The sequence below is a fragment of the Kitasatospora atroaurantiaca genome, from assembly GCF_007828955.1.
GTDB lineage: Bacteria > Actinomycetota > Actinomycetes > Streptomycetales > Streptomycetaceae > Kitasatospora > Kitasatospora atroaurantiaca.
Map to the genome: position 1 here is coordinate 3,519,929 of NZ_VIVR01000001.1, position 17,858 is coordinate 3,537,786.

The 17,858-nt window shown below is 71.4% G+C and carries 18 protein-coding genes and 2 pseudogenes; 9 read left to right on the plus strand and 11 right to left on the minus strand.

Annotated elements, in window-relative coordinates:
- Nucleotides 1–48 precede the first annotated feature (48 nt).
- Together FB465_RS16160 and FB465_RS16170 are read left to right on the plus strand one after the other, a co-directional pair.
- Entirely contained in the window at nt 49–1,254 is a 1,206-nt protein-coding gene (locus FB465_RS16160; RefSeq protein ID WP_145791404.1) for an NAD(P)/FAD-dependent oxidoreductase, read from the plus strand.
- Nucleotides 1,255–2,137: 883 nt separating this feature from the next.
- Complete coding sequence (locus FB465_RS16170) at nt 2,138–2,875, plus strand: LppU/SCO3897 family protein (protein WP_145791408.1); 738 nt, start codon at nt 2,138–2,140, stop codon at nt 2,873–2,875.
- 5 nt (nt 2,876–2,880) lie between these two features.
- On the opposite strand, the pseudogene FB465_RS16175 reads toward FB465_RS16170, so the two are convergent.
- From FB465_RS16175 to FB465_RS16180, 3 genes and pseudogenes are all read right to left on the minus strand, one after another.
- Nucleotides 2,881–3,012, minus strand: a pseudogene (locus FB465_RS16175) (helix-turn-helix domain-containing protein); the annotation flags it as partial.
- Between the two features lie 96 nt (nt 3,013–3,108).
- Nucleotides 3,109–3,222: pseudogene (locus FB465_RS36960) on the minus strand (IS30 family transposase); the annotation flags it as partial.
- A 66-nt stretch (nt 3,223–3,288) separates the two neighbouring features.
- Complete coding sequence (locus FB465_RS16180; RefSeq protein WP_145791411.1) at nt 3,289–4,575, minus strand: MFS transporter; 1,287 nt, start codon at nt 4,573–4,575, stop codon at nt 3,289–3,291.
- A 103-nt stretch (nt 4,576–4,678) separates the two neighbouring features.
- On the opposite strand from FB465_RS16180, the gene FB465_RS16185 reads away from it, so the two are divergent.
- The 4 genes from FB465_RS16185 (at nt 4,679) to FB465_RS16200 (ending at nt 7,734) form a co-directional block, all read left to right on the plus strand.
- Nucleotides 4,679–5,683, plus strand: a complete 1,005-nt coding sequence (locus FB465_RS16185; protein ID WP_145791413.1) for an ArsR/SmtB family transcription factor — start codon at nt 4,679–4,681, stop codon at nt 5,681–5,683.
- A gap of 156 nt (nt 5,684–5,839) precedes the next feature.
- Nucleotides 5,840–6,058, plus strand: a complete 219-nt coding sequence (locus FB465_RS16190) for a hypothetical protein (protein WP_145791415.1) — start codon at nt 5,840–5,842, stop codon at nt 6,056–6,058.
- Between the two features lie 29 nt (nt 6,059–6,087).
- Nucleotides 6,088–7,329 (plus strand): TolB-like translocation protein, encoded by a 1,242-nt coding sequence (locus FB465_RS16195; protein ID WP_170290603.1) that lies wholly within the window; start codon nt 6,088–6,090, stop codon nt 7,327–7,329.
- A gap of 99 nt (nt 7,330–7,428) precedes the next feature.
- Complete coding sequence (locus tag FB465_RS16200; protein WP_145791419.1) at nt 7,429–7,734, plus strand: hypothetical protein; 306 nt, start codon at nt 7,429–7,431, stop codon at nt 7,732–7,734.
- A 57-nt stretch (nt 7,735–7,791) separates the two neighbouring features.
- Here the strand turns inward: FB465_RS16200 and FB465_RS16205 are convergent, their stop codons facing one another.
- On the minus strand, nt 7,792–8,304 hold the full coding sequence (locus FB465_RS16205) for a pyridoxamine 5'-phosphate oxidase family protein (protein WP_145791420.1): 513 nt from the start codon (nt 8,302–8,304) through the stop codon (nt 7,792–7,794).
- Between the two features lie 163 nt (nt 8,305–8,467).
- Between FB465_RS16205 and FB465_RS16210 the strand changes: the two genes are divergently transcribed.
- Both FB465_RS16210 and FB465_RS16215 read left to right on the plus strand, forming a co-directional pair.
- Complete coding sequence (locus FB465_RS16210) at nt 8,468–9,526, plus strand: right-handed parallel beta-helix repeat-containing protein (RefSeq protein ID WP_145791423.1); 1,059 nt, start codon at nt 8,468–8,470, stop codon at nt 9,524–9,526.
- A gap of 82 nt (nt 9,527–9,608) precedes the next feature.
- Complete coding sequence (locus FB465_RS16215) at nt 9,609–10,655, plus strand: methyltransferase (protein WP_145791424.1); 1,047 nt, start codon at nt 9,609–9,611, stop codon at nt 10,653–10,655.
- A 68-nt stretch (nt 10,656–10,723) separates the two neighbouring features.
- Here the strand turns inward: FB465_RS16215 and FB465_RS16220 are convergent, their stop codons facing one another.
- The 7 genes from FB465_RS16220 to FB465_RS16250 all read right to left on the minus strand — a co-directional run bounded on the left by FB465_RS16220 (nt 10,724) and on the right by FB465_RS16250 (nt 15,893).
- A complete protein-coding gene (locus FB465_RS16220) occupies nt 10,724–11,056 on the minus strand; it encodes a TcmI family type II polyketide cyclase (RefSeq protein WP_145797387.1) in 333 nt (110 codons plus the stop codon).
- A gap of 5 nt (nt 11,057–11,061) precedes the next feature.
- The gene (locus FB465_RS16225) at nt 11,062–11,517 is read right to left on the minus strand and encodes an SRPBCC family protein (RefSeq protein ID WP_145791426.1); all 456 of its coding nucleotides are present in this window, start codon (nt 11,515–11,517) and stop codon (nt 11,062–11,064) included.
- Between the two features lies 1 nt (nt 11,518).
- On the minus strand, nt 11,519–11,773 hold the full coding sequence (locus FB465_RS16230; protein ID WP_145791428.1) for an acyl carrier protein: 255 nt from the start codon (nt 11,771–11,773) through the stop codon (nt 11,519–11,521).
- 34 nt (nt 11,774–11,807) lie between these two features.
- On the minus strand, nt 11,808–13,049 hold the full coding sequence (locus tag FB465_RS16235) for a ketosynthase chain-length factor (protein WP_145791430.1): 1,242 nt from the start codon (nt 13,047–13,049) through the stop codon (nt 11,808–11,810).
- Nucleotides 13,046–14,311 (minus strand): beta-ketoacyl-[acyl-carrier-protein] synthase family protein, encoded by a 1,266-nt coding sequence (locus FB465_RS16240; RefSeq protein WP_145791433.1) that lies wholly within the window; start codon nt 14,309–14,311, stop codon nt 13,046–13,048. Before FB465_RS16240 ends, FB465_RS16235 begins: the two co-directional genes overlap by 4 nt.
- Nucleotides 14,308–14,733 (minus strand): cupin domain-containing protein, encoded by a 426-nt coding sequence (locus tag FB465_RS16245; RefSeq protein WP_145791434.1) that lies wholly within the window; start codon nt 14,731–14,733, stop codon nt 14,308–14,310. Before FB465_RS16245 ends, FB465_RS16240 begins: the two co-directional genes overlap by 4 nt.
- Nucleotides 14,734–14,804: 71 nt before the next feature.
- Nucleotides 14,805–15,893, minus strand: coding sequence for a SchA/CurD-like domain-containing protein (locus FB465_RS16250; RefSeq protein ID WP_145791436.1), 1,089 nt, complete (start codon nt 15,891–15,893; stop codon nt 14,805–14,807).
- Nucleotides 15,894–16,214: 321 nt separating this feature from the next.
- On the opposite strand from FB465_RS16250, the gene FB465_RS16255 reads away from it, so the two are divergent.
- Entirely contained in the window at nt 16,215–17,840 is a 1,626-nt protein-coding gene (locus tag FB465_RS16255; protein ID WP_145791438.1) for an FAD-dependent oxidoreductase, read from the plus strand.
- Nucleotides 17,841–17,858: the final 18 nt, after the last annotated feature.

The window sequence follows — 17,858 nt, forward strand, 5'->3', positions numbered from 1 at the left end:
GAAACCGCGCAAGACAACGGCGGACCCCGCGCAGACAGGAGCAGGCACATGCAGCACCGCATCGTCGTCCTCGGAGCCGGCTACACCGGAGCCATCGCCGCCGGCCGCCTCGCCAAGCGGCTGCACCGCGAGGACGTCGCCATCACCCTCGTCAACCCCGAGCCCGACTTCGTCGAGCGTGTCCGGCTGCACCAGCTCGCGACCGGCCAGGACCTCGCGCCCCGGCCGTTCAGCGAGATGTTCGCGGGCGCGGGCGTGGAACTGAAGCTTGCGAGGGTCACCGCCGTGGACGTGGACCGCAAGACGGTGACGATCACCGCCGTGGACGGCCCCGCACCGGAGGATCTTGAGTACGACACGCTGGTCTACGCCCTCGGCAGCGGCTGGAACGACGAGGGCGTACCCGGCACCGCCGAACACGCCCACGAGGTCTCCAGCCGCCCCGGAGCCCTCCGCCTGCGCGAGCGCCTGGCCGCCCTGGACGCCGGTCGGCCCGTGGTCGTGGTCGGCGGCGGCCTGACCGGCCTGGAGGCCGCGACCGAGATCGCCGAGGCGCGCCCGGACCTCGATGTCGCCCTGGCGGCTCGCGGCGCTCTCGGTGACTGGCTCTCGGAGAAGGGGCGCGCCCACCTGCGGACAGTGGTGGACAAGCTCGGCATCAAGGTCCACGAACACACGGCGGTCACCGCCGTGGAGGCGGACGGCGTGACGGCGGCCGACGGCACGACCATCCCCGCCGAGGTCACCGTCTGGACCACCGGCTTCGCCGTCCACCCGATCGCCCATGCCACCGCCCTGGAGCTCACCGACCGCGGCCAGATCGTGGTCGACTCCACGACGCGCTCGGTCTCCCACCCGGACGTGTACGCCGTGGGTGACGCGGCGATGGCGATCGGCCCGGGCGGAAAGCCCCTCCGTATGTCCTGCGCCTCGGGCGTTCCCATGGCCTGGCAGGCCGCCGACGCCATCGCCGCCCGCCTCACCGACACCAAGGTCCCCAGCGTCACCATCCGCTACTTCCAGCAGTGCATCTCCCTCGGCCGCAAGGAGGGCCTGGTCCAGTTCGTCACCGCCGACGACCGAGCGGTCGACCGCGCCCTCACGGGCCGCGTGGCCGCCCTCTACAAGGAACTGATCTGCAAGGGCGCGGCCTGGGGCGTCGCCAACCCAACCGCGGGCATCCCGTCCCGGCGCCGGCGTGTCGTGCGGCAGGAGAACCGAAGCCGCGCACGGGTGGAGGCGACCGCGGCCTGACCCCGCCCCATGGGGCATCAGAGGGGATGCACCAGCTTCAAGGCGAGGCGTCGGCACAGCGTCTGCCATACAGCAGCGAAGTACAGCAACCAGGCCATCTAGCAGTGACCGTCAGCGCCCCTCCCACCACCCGTGACCTGCACAGATGACCTCAGCGACCACGCTGCCTGCAATTCGCGACGAAGAGGCCGTGGGTTCAGATCCCGCCACCCCGACGCAGTAGTACCAGGTCAAAGGCCTGATCCTCAGTGAGGATCAGGCCCTTGACTGATGTCTGGACCTCCTTGGGAGTGGATCATGGAATGTCACTCCCGGCCCACTCCCCCATCCGGCATTACTGACACACCTTCAGGCGAGCGTCGAGCACGGCCACTGGCGAGCTCGCCGATATCTCCCGCCTCGCCTCCAACGCTGCCTCCCAGAACTCCGCCCTGCGCGACCGGCCGAGCCAGCAGCCGTGCCCGCGCTGCCGGGCCGGCGCGCCGTGCCACGACCAGTACGGCAAGCCGATCCCGCCGCACCCGGCGCGGTACGACGGCGCGCGCAGGCAGGCGCACCGGGCGGGCGCCCGCGAGCCGGCGCCGATCGAGAAAGTCCGCCCGGTGCCGCCGGAGCCCGAAACGCCCCCTTCGGCGCCGCCCGGCCGCTGCGGAGCTCACCGACCTCGACGGCTTCTTCCGCCAGGGCCGCGAGCGCGCCCGCCTCGACCCGCCGGCTGCCCAAGCTGTTTCGTCGATGATCACCCCATTTGTGATCACGGTTCGGTGACCATCCGTCCGCCGATGTTGATCACACTTCCGTGCTGTTCGAGCGGCCGATAGGTTGCGGCGTCCAGACACGTGATCACAACGGGGGCTTCACCATTTCCACTCCGCCCGCCGAGGTGCCCTACGGCGCCCCGCCCGCAGAGCCCACCATCGACACCCCGGTCCCGAGCCAGCCGGCCTACGGCGAGGGTCAACTCAGCTGCCGCTACTGCGGGTCCGTCCCGGCCGTGGAAGCGAACTTCCGCGGGCATCAGGGCCTCATCGTGATCCTGCGGTACCTGAAGCGCCAGGGCCCGTACTGCCGCACCTGCGGCATCGCCTCGCACCGCGACATGACCTCCGACAGCCTCTGGCAGGGCTGGTGGGGCATCCCGTCGATGATCGTCAACCCGATCGTCATGCTGATCAACATCCCGCAGCGCCTGAAGGTCAACAAGCTGGCCGAGCCGCTGCCCGGCGCGCCGCGCCCGCCGATGAACCCCGGGAAGCCGGTCTATCTGCGGCCGACGATCCTCGGCGCGCTCATCCCGGCGATCCTCATCTCGCTGATCGTCCTCGTGGAGCGGGGTGACCCCGAGTTCGCCAAGGTGGGCGACTGCATCCGCAACAACAACGCGATCGTCCTGCCCGGCGTCGACGACAACAACCCGGATGTCGAGGTGCTCTCCTGCTCCGACCCGAAGGCCGAGGCAAAGGTCGTCGGCCGGGAGGAGGACACCATCGACGGCCGCACCGCCTGCCAGAAGTACCCGAATGCCGACGGTTTCTTCAGCTACAAGCGGGACAGCGAGAAGTACACCCTCTGCCTGCAGTCGCTGAAGCCGCGATCGGGTTCGGTACTCAACCCGTCCTGAGGCGGTCAGGCCAGGCCGTTCTCCCGGAGGGCCGGCCAGGTGTGGCCGGCCACGTCCGGGTCGTCGAGGTCTGCGTCGAGCAGACGAGTGGCGGTGGCGATCCGGTGTCGCAGGGTGTTCCGGTGCACACCGAGGTCGGCGGCGCGTAAGCGACTCTGCCGCCGGTGCTCGGGTCGAAGACGGCGCGAGCGTAAATCCCGTCATCCGGACCAAGTAGTAGCGTCAAAGGCCGCGGCGACGGCGTCGAGGCCGCTTCGGCTGTGCCTGCTCAGGTCGGTGCCCTTGGGGAAGTACTGGCGAAGGAGGCCGTTGGTGTTCTCGTTGGTGCCGCGTTGCCAGGGGCTGTGCGCCCTCCGGCGTTGCCCCCGGCCAGGCAGCCCCGGAGCTGGTCGCAGCGGCCACCGGGGAGGTGGTCACTTCGGCAGGTCGCGGGTGGTCCGCAGTGGCGAGAAGAAGATCGGGACCCAGACCACCGCGAGTCCCGCCGCTCCGACCAGCAGCGCGGCCCGGACGCCGACGAACTGGCCGAGCAGCCCGGCGATGGCCGAGCCAGCGCAGAGCGCTCCGGTCAGAACGAACCGCATGGTGGCGTTCATCCGGCCGAGCATCGCGTCCGGGGTCAGGGCCTGCCGGAAGCTCACCTTGAGCACGTTGTCGATGCCGACCTTGAAGGTCGTCACCAGCCAGGCCACGGCGGCGAGCCAGAGCGCCGGGCCTCGGTCGACGAGTGCGACGGGCAGCCCGAACGGGGCCACCGCCAGCCCCATCATCCAGAGCACCCGGCCCGCCCCGAACCGGTGCGCCAGGCGACGGGCGCAGAGCGATCCCAGAAAGATCCCGAGGCCACCAACTGCGAAGAAGAGACCGAGCGCCCAGTCGGGCAGGCCCAGCTCGCGGGTGAACAGCACCGGCAGCAGGGTCTGGCAGAGCTGGATCGACAGGTTGGTGAAGGCTCCCGCGAGCGCGATGGACCGTAGCATCGGATCACCGAAGACGAAGCGCAGGCCCTCACGGACCTCCTGCGCGAGATTCGTGTCGGCTCGGCACTCCCGGATCCGTTCGGCCCGACGGACCCTCAGCAGGCAAGCGGCCGACCACAGGTAGCTGACCGCGTCGACGGCGACCGCGGCCGGTGCGCCGACCACGGACAGCAGGAAGCCCCCGGCGCCGCGGCCGCCGACCTGGGTGAGCGCGTCGGCCGTCACCAGGTGGGCGTTCGCCTCGGTCAGCCGGTCCCGACCGACCAGGTCCGGGAGATGGCTCAAGGAGGCCACGTCGAAGAACACCGTGGCGGTGCCGCAGAGCAGCACCACGGCGTAGAGCTGGTGGATCGTGAGGTGTCCGAGCGCCCAGGTGATCGGCACGGAGGCCAGCACGACGGTGCGCACCAGATCGGCAGTGATCATGAGGCGGCGCTTGCGCATCCGGTCGACCCAGGCCCCGGCCGGCAGGCCGACGACCAGGAACGAGAGTGTGCCGAGCGTCGCCAACAGCCCCACCTGGCCCGGGGATGCGTGCAGCGCCGACACCGCGACCAGAGGGATCGCCAGGGAGCCGACCGCGCTGCCGAGCTTGCTCACCGCGGCGGCGGTGAACAGCAGCCGGAAGGCCTGGTCGCGGACGAGGGAGCGGGGCGGCGCGGACTGGGCCGTCGGAGCGGAGGTCGGAGCGGAGGGCCGCGCCTGCTGGGCTGTGGTCATGAGGCGACCATGCGGGCTGTCAGCACGTCGGCTCCACGAATTTAGACTGAGCTGAATCGGCAGCGGCACGATGTCGAGGATCCCGGTGGTCCAGCCGAAGGCCATGCCGAGTGAACCGGAGGTCGGCGTGCTCGAACTGTCCTTCACCACCAGCGACCTGGCGCACACCCGGTTCGCGATCTCGCCGCTGTGGGAGGTGATGGCGAGTGTCAGGAGGCTGAAGGACTCGGCCGACAACGCCCTCTACCGCCCCTGGGTCGAGCAGGTCCGACCACGGCTCTCGGCATCCGGACTGGACTGGCGGCTCCTCTCCGAGCTCCTGCCGGACCCGCCCAGGACGATCCCCGTCTTCATCGCACCGCCGCCCTCCGTGCCGGAGCCGGACCTCGATCTGGAGCTGACGGTCCTTCGCGCCACGTCGGCCGAGCGGGTCCGGTCCGGTCTCGCAGGCCTGGGCACCCCGAGCTCGACGCGGCTCGACGCACTCCGCACGGACCCCGAGACCGGACTGGCAGAACTGGCCGGGATCATCGAGGCCTACTGGGAGCTGGCGCTGGCTCCGTACTGGCCGCGGATGCTGACGCTGCTGAGAGGAGACGCGCTCCATCGGGCCAGGCTGCTCGCCGAGGGCGGAGCACAGCGGCTGCTCAACGATCTCGATCCCGCCATCACCTGGACCAGCGACAGTCTCCAGGTGCCCCACCGACAGGCCTCCGGCATCAAGGAGCTGGGCGGGCGCGGCCTGCTGCTGGTGCCCTCGGTCTTCGTCTGGCCCCGGGTGTACTCGATCACCAGCCCGAACTGGCAGCCGACCGTGCGCTACCCCCCACGCGGCATCGCCACGCTGTGGGAACGGACAGCGACACGCACGCCCGAGGCCCTCGCAGCGGTACTCGGGCGGTCCCGCGCGCTGCTCCTGACCGAGCTGCACGCCCCAGCCTCCACCACCGACCTGGCCCGCCGCACCGGGTTGACCGCGGGCGGGGTCTCCCAGCAACTGACCGCACTCCGGGCAGCGGGGCTGGTCAGCCCCCACCGCACCGGTCGATACGTTCTGTACGCGAGAACGGAGCTGGCCGAGGCTCTGCTTCAGGCCTGCGACGACTGATCCGTACAGCATCGGAGCACCGCAACCTGGCCGTCCAGCAGGGACCGCCAGCGCTCCTGGCACGAAAGGACATCGACCGCTCCGGCGCTCGACGGGCCGCATCGGTCAGGAGACCGCCGGCCGAGCTCGCAGCCAACTCGCCGCTACAGTACGGATGTGCTCGACATCATCGAGGAAGCCACCCGCTCCGGTGCCCGGATCGACGACACCCTCGCCGCACTGACCGCGCGCAGCTTCCCCGTCGCCCGGGTCGAAGCCGTCGACCTCGGCCGGTCCTGGACCCTGTGTTGGCCGGGCGGTGACGACCCCTCACCCGCGGGCTCGCTGGTCGTGGACGGGGTGGATCTGAGATCGTTTGCCGGTCCGAGGCGCTGATTCCCGATGCATCGACACAGGGGGCAATGATGAGGTTCCGGAAGGCACTGTATGCACCAACTGCGGCGGCGGCCCTGGTACTACCGCTGCTGGCAGGCTGCGGCGGTTCGACCGGGCCGGCCTCCCCGGCAGCGCCCGCGACCTCGGCCGCCCAGGACTCGGCCGGCAAGCCGGGCGCGAGCGGCGACTCCGCCTTCCGGGACCGGGATCTGGTCATCAGCGCGGGCTGCACGGTGCCCGCGTCGAGTCCTGCCAAGGTGTGGGTCACGGGGTACGAGCCGAGCGGCTGGACCAAGGTGGCCTCGGTCGAGTTCACGCTGCCCGCGCAGGTCGTGCTCAGCGGGCGCGACGGGAACGAGCTGAGCGCGCTCTACTCCCTGTGCGCGGGAAACCTCCCGGACGCCGAGTCGCTCGGCAGCACGGCCGCGTCCGACGACGCCTTCGGCCCCAGGGTGCGCCGGCTGTTCGACCGGGACTTCACGCGGCTCGCCGTGGTCACCTCGGACGCCAGGACGGGTGCCAGCCACGTCGGGTACGTCGACCGCGCGGGGAAGTTCACCGACCTCACCGGTGACGGTGGCGGCTTCGCCACCCCGAAGGAGCGGGACGCCCTGTTCGCCCCGGACGGCGACAGCGTCTGGTTCACCTACCGCGACGGCGCCGACAAGCAGCACATCGCCGGCCGCAGTGTCGGCGGCAACCACCAGCTCACCGAGCAGTGGACGGGCGCCCGCCCCTACATCGACGACCTCAACCTGGCGCTCGGCGGAAGCCCCCTGCGGGGCGTGATCGGCTCGCGGGTGTACTTCAGCCCGGACGGGAAGCGAGTTGCCGCGTTCGTCGACAGGCAGGGCCAGAACACCGTGCCGGTGACGGCCAACGGGATCCTGCCGGCCGGCGCGACCGCCACCAGGATCCCGGATTCGAACTGCAAGCCCTCGGGCTGGGTCGACAACCACACGATCCTCTGTGCCATCAGTCCGGGCGGGCACCTGCCGCAGGAGTACGAGACCAACCTGTGGACCCTCGACGTCGACCGGTCACCGGCGAAGGAAGAACCCGGCCGCCTGCTGCTGCCGGTGACCGACCGCAAGAACCTCCCCGTCGCGATCTCTCCCGACGGCAAGCGCCTGTTGTTCCGCTCGGTCCAGGGCAAGGTCGAGCAGCCGTACGTCACCGAGCTCACGCCCGGAGCGGAGCCGAAGCAGATCACCGGCCGGGACGCCGCCACGGCGCTCGGCACGGGAGACGTCGTCCTCGAGTGGCGGTAGGTGACCGTCGGTCATCCCGGCTCGCAGAGGCGGAACCCGCTCCGCGCACCTACGGTGGTCAGAGAACGCCAGGGGGCCGTCGGTCCTGAGGAGGCCGTGATGGAGGAGCAGTTCGTCTGGATGACCACGCGCCGTATCAAGCCCGGCGCGTTGGACGACTTCGAGGGAGCCTGGCGACCGGCCCCCTACCCGCAGGGGCTGCGCAGAGCCTATGCGTACTGGTCCGAGGACGGGCAGGAGATCATCGGGGTCTCGTTCTGGGACGGCAAGGAATCGTGCGATGCCTGGCGATCCTCGGCGTCGGAGGCGGCGCGGCGTTCGGCCATGGCTCCCTACGTTCTCGAGGAGCGGGAGGCGTTCTACCGCGGCCGCGAGCTCACGATTCCCACCGGGGGAGCAGGCTGAGGGCCCTGAGACCCGCGCGGAGGCTCTGCCGGTGCGATCCGGCCGGGCCTCCTGCCATCAAGCGGGTGGCCGCGGCGGGAAGGTCCAGCGGGTCGGGGAGCCGGTGAAGTCGCCCTGGACCAGGCCGAAGGCGGTGACCGGCTGTACCCGGAAGGTCGAGTTGACCGCCGGATCCAGGAAGTCGACCGCGTAGTTGGTGCGGTACTTCCTGTTGAGCTCGTCCAGGAACCCGGCGATCCCGGCCGGATCGGTGACCACCTCGGCCCGCCCCTCCAGGACGACCGGCTCCCGGGGGCTGTCCGTGGTCAGCACGCAGTCGGGGTGGTCGGCCAGGTTGCGGGCCTTGCGCGACTGCCGACTGCTGCTGAACCAGAGCGCGTCGTCGAACCAGACGCCCCAGACCGGCATCACGTGGGGACGGCCGTCCGGGCGCACCGAGGACACCCAGTAGTCGTGCGAGTCGGTCAGCCTGCGCAGCGCCCAGGACCACGGCAGGAGGCCGGTGCCCTGATCCGCGGGCAGGATCCCGTAGCCGGGCATGTGGGGCCGGCTCGCGACGGGGTCAGCCATGACAGCAGTCTGTCACCGACGGCGGACTTCGACCGGGCGCCACGTTCAGTGGCACGACGACTACCTTGAGTGGCGACCTCCTGGGATCACCCATAGCTTCGAAGGGGCGGGCGTGCATACCGGCATGTCCGCGAACCGCACCTCGAAGGCAGGTCACGACTCCATGCCCAGACGATCGGCTCGGTATCTCGCGGGCGTCACCACCGTTCTTATCGCAAGCCTGGGTGCGGCTCCGCCCGCCCACGCGGCGACCTGGCACCTCGTCCGCCCCGGAGAGTCGATCCAGCATGCGGTCGACCACGCCAGGCCCGGGGACACCGTGCAGCTCCTCCCCGGCACCTACCGGGAGAGCGTGCTGATCACCGTCTCGGATCTGACCATCCGTGGGACGGGCCACGCGGTCGTGCTCGAACCGGGAGCCGAGTCTCCCGGCAACGCGTGCGCCTCGGCCGGCCACGGGATCTGCGTGACCGGCACGGCGGAGCGGACGGTCTCCAACGTGCGGATCGAGTCGCTGACCGTCGAGGGCTTCACCAAGAACGGCATCTCGGCCTCCGGCACCGACCGGCTGCAGGTACGGAACGTCCTGGTCCAGGACAACGGCCAGCAGGGCATCAGCCAGGAGAAGTCCACCCGGGCCCTCATCCTCGGCAACGAGGCCCGGAACAACGGCCAGGCCGGCGTCTTCCTCGCGAACGCGGTCACCGAGGAGGGCGGTGCCATCGACACCGGCGGCACGGTGATCGCCCGCAACCGGCTGACGGGCAACCGCATCGGCGTGGTGATCCGACGTGCCCGGGCGCTCTCGGTCGAGGACAACTCCATGACGGCCAACTGCGGCGGCGTGTTCGTCGTGGGCGACGAAGGAGTCCCCCGGGCGGGCGCGCTGACGGTCCGCCGGAACCACGTGTACGAGAACAACAAGTACTGCCCGCCCAACCCCCGGCTCGGGTACATCCAGGGCACCGGCATCCTCGTCACCGGCGCGGAGGACACGCTGGTGACGGGCAACCGGGTGGAGGACAACAGCGGCGCCTCGGAGATGTCCGGCGGCATCGTCCTGTTCCGCAGCCTGGTGGGCGCCGCCAACACCCGTATCACCGTCCAGGACAACGTCGTGCTCCGCAACGGCCCGGCCGACCTTGCCGACCGCGACACCGGGACGGGGAACACGTTCACAGGGAACACCTGCGGCGTCTCCGAGCCGGCCGGCCACTGCTGACCCCGGCGGCCACTGCGGCCACTGCCGATCCCCGACCGGGTCCTCGTCGGGCCCGGGCGTCCACCATGAGAAAGGTGGCCCGATGACCACCGCACGACCCACCACCTCCCAACCCGCCTCGCCGCAGTCCGCCATGCGGCTGCGCGAGCTGGTCTTCGGCGCGGCCTGCGCCGCGGCCGTCCGCGCGGCGGCCTCGCTGAAGATCGCGGACGCCCTGGGCGAGCAGCCGATGACGGTCGAGGAGCTGGCCGCCGCCGTCCACGCCGAGCCCAAGCCGCTGCGCCGACTGCTCCGGGCGCTGTCCTGCTACGGGGTCTTCACCGAGACGGACGACGACCGCTACGCCCACACCGACATGTCCCGGCAGCTCCGCGAGGACGCGCCGAACAGCCTGCACTACATCGCCCTCTGGTGCACCGAGCCGTGGACCTGGGAGGCCTGGCCCCGGCTGGACGAGGCCGTCCGCACCGGCCGGAACATCTTCCCCCACCTGTACGGCAAAGAGTTCTTCGACTACCTGCACGACGACGCGGCCGACTCGGCCCGGGTCTTCGACAAGGCGATGACCCACTCCAGCCGGCAGTCCGCGGAGGACCTGGCCGGCTTCCTCTCCCTCGACGGGGTGTCGAGCGTCGTCGACATCGGCGGTGGCCAGGGGCATGTGCTGGCCAGTCTGTTGGAGAAGCACCCCGAGCTGCGCGGGACGCTGCTCGACCTGCCCCAGGTGGTGGCCCACGCCGATCCCCGGCTCCGCGAGGGCGGCCCGCTGGCCTCCCGGGCCAGGCTCCTGCCGGGCGACTGCCGGTCCGAGATCCCCGTCCAGGCCGACCTCTACATCATCAAGAACATCCTGGAGTGGGACGACGAGAGCACGCGCCGGACCCTGCGCAACGTCGTCGCGGCCGCCCGCCCGGGCGCCCGGGTGGTGGTCGTCGAGAACCTCGTCGACGACAGCCCCTCGATGCGGTTCACCACGGCGATGGACCTGCTGCTGCTGCTCAACGTCGGCGGCGCGAAGCACTCCAGGGAGAGCATGCTCGCGCTGATGACCGAGGCCGGCCTGCTGGTCAAGGACGTCCAGCCCGTCAACCCGTACCTGCACGCCTTCGACAGCACCGTGGCCGGCTGAGCCCCGCTGCTCCTCACGGTTCGGGCCCGACGGCATCGATGCCGTCGGGCCCGAACCGCGCGTGGCGTTCACGCGGTGCCGGCGCGCTCCCAGCGGTAGAACTCGCGGGCCATCGCGTCCTTCGGCTCCCGCCAGGTGGCGGGGTCGTACGCCTGGACATAGGCGGTGAGCTGCTGACTGATGTCGCGGAACTCCGGGTGCTTCGCCAGTTTGGCGACCTCGGGTCCGGGCGGCCGCTCGGCCTCGATCAGGTGCAGATAGAGGTCGCCGAACTGGAAGAGGCTGCGGCCGGTGACCCCGATCAGGTGCGGCAGCTCGCCCCGGTCCGAGGCCGCGAAGACCTCGGCGATGCCGGCGGCCGACTCGGGCTTCATCCGGGCCACGATCAGGGCGCGGTGCATCGCGGTCATCCTCTCCCCGCCTGCTTCTCGACCTTGTCCCTGATCAGCTCCATCTGGGTCCGCGAGTTGCGGTTGATGTGGTTGGTCATGGCGATGTCGTCGACCGGGGCGCTCGGCTTCATGGCGAAGTCCTGGATCCAGCGCATCCTGGTGCCGTCGGGCACCTCGGCGTACTCCCAGCGGATGTTCATGAACTCGAACGGCCCCGGCTCCACCCGCCGCGCCCGGACGGCGAGCGAGGGGCGGTCGGTCTCGCGCTCGGAGACCCAGCTCCAGACCGTGCCGTTCTCGTCGGGGTGCATGGTCAGACGGAAGGTGGTCAGGTCACCCTCGCGGTCCAGCACCTCCACCGAGGCGTACTCGCTGAACAGCTTCGGCCAGTTCTCCAGGTCGTTGGTGATCTCCCAGACGAGATCCACGGGTGCCGCGATGACGATCTCGTTGTCGGTGTGTCCGGGCATGTCAGGCTCCAGTCGTCACGGATGCGTTGACGGCATCGAGGAATTGCTGCGGGGTCTTGGACATCTCGGCGCCGGCGGCGATCGGCATTCCGTAGCGGTTCTCCAGCTCGCCCACGATGCCGAGCAGGCCGAGCGAGTCGACGCCGAAGTCGTCGAAGCTCGCGTCGGGGTGCTCGATCGCCGCGGGGTCGATGGTGATGCCCGCTCGAACCTTGATCAGCGAGGCGAGCTCGCCGTACGTCAGCGGAGGGTTCATCGGAGGGTTCTCCTTTGTCGGAAGGGACGGGCGGTCAGGACGCTTCGCCCAGGCGCAGGACCAGGGCCGCGTTGGAGCCCATCAGCCCGCGGCTCAGCACCAGGGCCGTCCTCAGTTCGGCGGTGCGGGCGAAGCCGGTCACCAGGTCGATGCCGTGGCAGACGTCGGTGACGTTGGGGGTCGGCGGCACCAGCCCCTGCTCCATGGCGAGCACGGCGGCGGCGGTGTCGAGCAGTGGGGCGCCGCAGTAGGAGCGGCCGGTGCCCGCCTTGGGAGCGGTCATCGGGACGTGGGCGGAGTACTCGCCGAGGGCGTCGGCGATCGCGAGGGCCTCGGCGCGGTCCGCCTCCGGCACGCCTAGTGCGTCGGCGAAGACCACGTCGATCTCGTCGGGGGCGCAGTGCGCCTCCTCCAGCGCGCCGCGGATCGCGTGGGCGAGCCCGTGCCGGGACTCCTCCCAGCGGGACGCCCCGGTGAAGGTCGCGGCGTGGCCCGCCAGCACCGCCCGGATCCGGGCGCCCCGCTTGCGGGCCGCCCCCTCGTCCTCGACCACGAACATCGCACCGCCCTCGGCGGGCACGAACCCGCAGGCCTCGGCGCTGAACGGCAGATAGGCCCGGTCGGGGTCCTCGGAGAGGCTCAGCTCGCGGTACCCGAGCTGACACACCATCGAGTACGGGGCCAGCGGGGCCTCCGCCGCTCCCACCACGACCGTGTCGGTACCGCGGCGGATGGTCCTGACGGCGTGCGCGAGTGCGTCGAGACCGCCGGCCTCGTCGCTGGCCACCACCGCGCAGGGCCCCTTGAAGCCGCCGCGGATCGAGATCTGGCCGGTGCTGGCCGCGTAGAACCAGGCGATGGACTGGTACGGGCCGACGAAGTGGGGGCCCTGCCCCCACAGGTTCTGCAGCTCGCGCTGGCCGAACTCGCCGCCGCCGGAGCCGGCGGCGGTCACCACGCCCACGGCGAAGGGCGAACCCTCGTCGGCGTGGAAGCGGGCGTCCTCGAGCGCCAGGTCGGCCGCGGCCATCGCGTAGTGCGTGAACCGGTCCGTCTGGACGAGGTAGCGCCCCTCGACCGCTGCCTCCGCATCGAAGCCGCGGACCTCGCCGGCGATCCGCAGCGGCAGCTCGCCGCAGCCCTCGCGGGTCACCGGCCCGAGCACGGCGGCGCCCTCCCTGGTCGCCTTCCAGAAGTCGTCGGCGCCGACCCCGTTGGGTGCCACGACACCGATCCCGGTGACCACCGCACGGCGGTCGGGTCGGGAGACCGTCATACCTTCACCCCCTCGCGGCGGAGCACCACCGCGGACTGGAAGCCGCCGAAGCCGCTGCCGACCGAGAGGACGTTGCGCAGCGGAACCGAGCGGGCGGTTCTCGGCACGTAGTCGAGGTCGCACTCCGGGTCCGGCGTGTCGTAGTTGGCCGTCGGCGGGACGACACCGTTGGCCAGGGCCAGTGCACAGGCGACGAGCTCTATCGCGCCGATCGCGCCCAGCGAGTGACCCACCATCGACTTGATCGAGCTCATCGGGGTCTCGTACGCGTGCGCACCGAGCGACCGCTTCACTGCCGCCGTCTCGTGCCGGTCGTTCTGCTTGGTGCCGGAGCCGTGCGCGTTGACGTAGTCGATCTCGGAGCTGTCGATCCTGGCGTGGGCGAGCGCCCGGTCGATCGCCTCGGACATCTCCCGGCCCTCCTGCGTCAGCCCGGTCATGTGGTAGGCGTTGCCGAAGGTGGCGAAGCCGCTGATCTCGCAGTACACCCGGGCTCCTCGCCGCCGGGCGTGCTCCAGCTCCTCCAGGACGAGGACGGCGCCGCCCTCGCCCAGCACGAAGCCGTCCCGGTTGGCGTCGAAGGGCCTGGAGGCGTGCGCCGGGTCGTCGTTGCGCTCGGAGGTGGCCTTGATCGCGTCGAAGCAGGCGACGGTGATCGGGGAGATCGGCGAGTCCGAGGCGCCGGCGACGCAGATGTCGGCCCGGCCGTCCTCGATCGCGTGGAAGGCGTACCCGATCGCGTCCAGCCCGGAGGTGCAGCCGGTCGAGACCGTCTGCACCGGGCCGTGCGCGCCGGTCTGCTCCGCCACCGCGGACGCGAGCGTGCTCGGGGAGAACGCCCGGTGGAGGTGGGGCTCGGCCCGGCGGTGGTCCACGTCCCAGCGCGCGCCCGCGCCGCTGACCTCGGCGTAGTCGTGCTCGAGCCGGGTGGTGCCGCCGACCGCCGTGCCCAGCGAGACGCCGATCCGCCAGGGGTCCTCGGCCCGGACGTCCAGCCCCGAGTCCCGTACGGCCTCGGCGGCGGCGACCAGCGCGAACTGGACGTACCGGTCGGCGCGGGCGACCTGGTCGGCGTCCAGGCCGCAGGCCAGCGGGTCGAAGTCGCACTCGGCGGCGATCCGGGAGCGGAACCCCTCGGGGTCGAAGAGGGTGATGCCCCGGGTCGCCGTGCGCCCGGCGGTGAGCAGGTCCCAGAAGGCCGGGACCCCCACACCGCCGGGGGCGACGATGCCGATCCCGGTGACCGCCACCCGCCGGGTCACGAGGTCACCTCGGCATGTTCCGGGGGCAGGGCCCTCGGCGTCTCCTCGGTGTCCACGTGGCCGAGGTCGGGCCTGGGGGCCAGCGGGCCGAGGTGGAACACCATCCGGGCCTCGGTCCTCCCCACGTTGCGGAACCGGTGGCGCATGTCCACGGGGATCATCAGGCCCTGGTCGGGGCCGAGGGCGTGCGGGACCCCGTCGAGGTCCACCTCGAGGTCACCACAGACTACGTACACGAACTCTTCGGAGTACGGGTGGTAGTGCTCGCCGATTCGCTCCCCCGGCTGCACGATGGCCAGGCCCATGAACCCGCTGGTGGCACCCACCGCGGTGGGTGTGAGCATGGCGCGCAGGTCGCCGCCGCGTCGGCGGTTCGGCTCGGCGTCGTCGACGTGCACGATGCGTGGGAACTGCGTGGTCATGGTTACTGCCTCCAAGTAGCGTTACAGGGAAGGTCCCTGACGGACGGTGGGTCCGCCGGGGCACAGGCGGCTCAGGCGTCCTTCGCGCGGCGGTCGGTGACCAGGCTCATCGCGCACTCACCGAGGAAGCGGCCGATCGCCGCGTCGGTGCGCAGCTCGTGCCCGCCGAGTTCGACCAGGCGGCTGAGCACGCCCGCGGCCCGGGGGCCGACGATGCCGAGCGCCAGGCGGGGCACCGACTCCGGCGGAGCCGTCAGATCGACCAGCCGGACCACGGTGTCCTCCCGCTGGAAGATGGTGCTCGCCGCGAGCGCGTTCGACTTCTCGTCCATCGCCAGCTGGTCCTGGCGGGCCAGCAGCCCGGCCAGCGCCGCTCCGCAGCCCATGCGGACCGGGTACAGCAGCGCGTGCCGGCTGAGCTCGGCCGGTGCGCCGTCCCTGGCCAGGTGGTGCACCGAGGGCAGCGCGGCCCGCATGAAGAACGAGCGCGCCGACTCCGGATCGCCGAGGTCGCGGGCCTCCTCCAGGTGCGGGTTGATGGCCTCCTCCACCGAACGGACCTCGGGCTGCATCGCCACGTGCCGCAGGGCCGCGCCGAGATCGCCGGAGACCTCGACGGCCCGCACCACCCGGTTGCCGCGCATGAAGAGCGAGGTCCGGCAGAGCCGGGTGTGCCCGTCCACCCGGGCGGCCGGCGAGGTGTAGCCCGCCAGGATCTGCGCCACGGCCTTCTCGCTGCCGGGCTTCACGGTGAAGGTCAGGGCGTGCCGGACGATGCCGTCGGTGACCGGGGCCGGCCCGTCGAAGGTCTCCGTACCGGTGGTCTCCCGCATGATGCTGAAGCGCAGCGAACGGGTGTCCCGCACGCACCCGTGCAGGGGCTTCACCATCGCGCGGTGCGCCGCGCTGTCCACCCAGGCCAGGAACGGCTGCGCGCTCTCCCACTCACTGGTGATCAGCCACTGCGAGGGGTCCTCGATCGACTGGCACAGCTGGTCGCTGACATGGCCGGGCACGGCGGCCACCTGGTGGCGCAGCTGCTCGTACGCGTCCAGGAAGCGCTGCTGCGCGCCGTCCATGATGTCGCACAGCAGGACCACGCGGAGCCTGGAGGAGGCGAGTGCGGGGCGACGCGATGCGGGTTCGGTCAGGGTCGTCATGTTCCACTTCTCCTTGAAGGACGAACAGCCGCCGGACCGGGGCACGGAGATTGTCTGCGTGACCTGACGCAGCGTGAGCTGTCGGTCCGCGGTTCCTGAGGGCTGCGGTTCCTGAGGGCCGGTCAGCGCCGCCGTATCGGAACAGTCCGCCCGCTGCCGGGATCCGGCCCTTGAGGCCTGAGGTCGATCGTGGTGTCCCGCCACGGATGGCGCGAGAGCTGGAAGCCATCCGAGCGAAAAGCCGGGACATGACACTCCCGGCCGAGCGCGAACGCGCGTCTCACTGGACTCTGGAGCTGGGCTAGAGACTGGAGCAACGTGATGAACTCGAAGGTCGACGACCGGGTGCCGGTCCTCATCGTGGGCGGCTCACTGGTGGGGTTGTCCGCCTCGCTCTTCCTGGGCCGGCTCGGTGTCAAGCACCTGCTGGTCGAGAAGCACGCGGGCACTTCGCACCACCCGCGCGGCCGTGGCAACAACGTCCGGACGATGGAACTGTTCCGGGTGGCGGGGGTGGAGCAGCTGATCCGCGAGGCGGCCTCCGTGCTCGCCGAGAACCACGGCATCCTGCAGGCCGAGACGCTCGCCGGGATGGACCAGGAGTGGCTGTTCAAGGAGATCGACCCGGGCGGTGCACTGGCGCGCTTCAGCCCGTCCGGCTGGTGCCTGTGCAGCCAGAACGACCTGGAGCCGGTACTCCTGCACCGGGCCCGTGAGCTCGGCGGCGACCTGCGGTTCGGCACCGAGCTGGTCTCCTTCGAGCAGGACGCCGACGGGGTGACCACCGTCCTGCGCAGCCGGGAGAGCGGCGAGGAGCAGACCGTCCGCGCCGACTACCTCATCGCCGCGGACGGGCCGCGCAGCCCCGTCCGGGAGCGGCTCGGCATCGGGCAGACCGGGCCCGGCGACCTGTTCCACAACGTCAGCATCACCTTCCGGGCCAAGCGGCTCGCCGACGTGGTCGGCGACCGGCGCTTCATCGCCTGCTACCTGACGAACCCGCAGGGCGCCGGCGCCCTGCTGCCGGTGGACAACCGGGAGCAGTGGGTCTTCCACGCCCCCTGGCACCCGGACCGGGGCGAGACGCTGGAGGAGTTCACCGACGAGCGGTGCGTGGCCCACATCAGGGCGGCGACCGGTGTGCCCGACCTGGAGGTCGAGATCACCGGAAAGGCCCCCTGGCATGCCGCCGAACGGGTCGCCGAGCGCTACGGCTCCGGCCGGGTCTTCCTCGCCGGCGACTCCGCCCACGAGATGTCGCCGACCGGCGCCTTCGGGTCGAACACCGGGATCCAGGACGCGCACAACCTGGTCTGGAAGCTGGCCGCCGTGCTGAACGGCTGGGCCGGGCCCGGCCTGCTCGACACCTACGGCCAGGAACGGCAGCCGGTGGCGCGCGCCACCAGTGCCCGGGCCTCGGCCCGCTCGGCGGAGCACAGGCACCCCGGCTACGACGCGGTGCCCGGCACCGGCCGGCAGAGCAACGTCCTCGCCGTGGCCCTCGGCTACCGCTACCCCGCGGGCGCCGTGGTCGGCCCGGACCAGGACGGGCCGGCCGTGCCGGACCGCTTCGAGGCGAACGGGGAGCCGGGCAGCCGCGCCCCGCACCTGTGGGTGCACCGGGCAGGAGTACGGCAGTCCACCCTCGACCTGTTCGAGGACTCCCTGGTGCTCCTCACGGGGCCGGGCGGTGGCTCCTGGCACGCGGCGGCGCAGCGGCTCGCCGGGCGGCTCGGGATCCCCCTGGAGGCGTACCGGATCAGCAGCGACCCGCAGCACGAGCTGGCCCCGGAGCCCGGCAGCGACTGGGCGGAGGCCTACGGGACGAAGGCCGACGGCGCGGTCCTGGTACGGCCGGACGGGTTCGTGGCCTGGCGGGCGGACGGGGCTGTGGCCGACGCGGAGGCGGTGCTCGGCGACGTCCTGCGGGTGGTGCTCCGCCGGTAGGCGAGGCCGCGGGCCGAC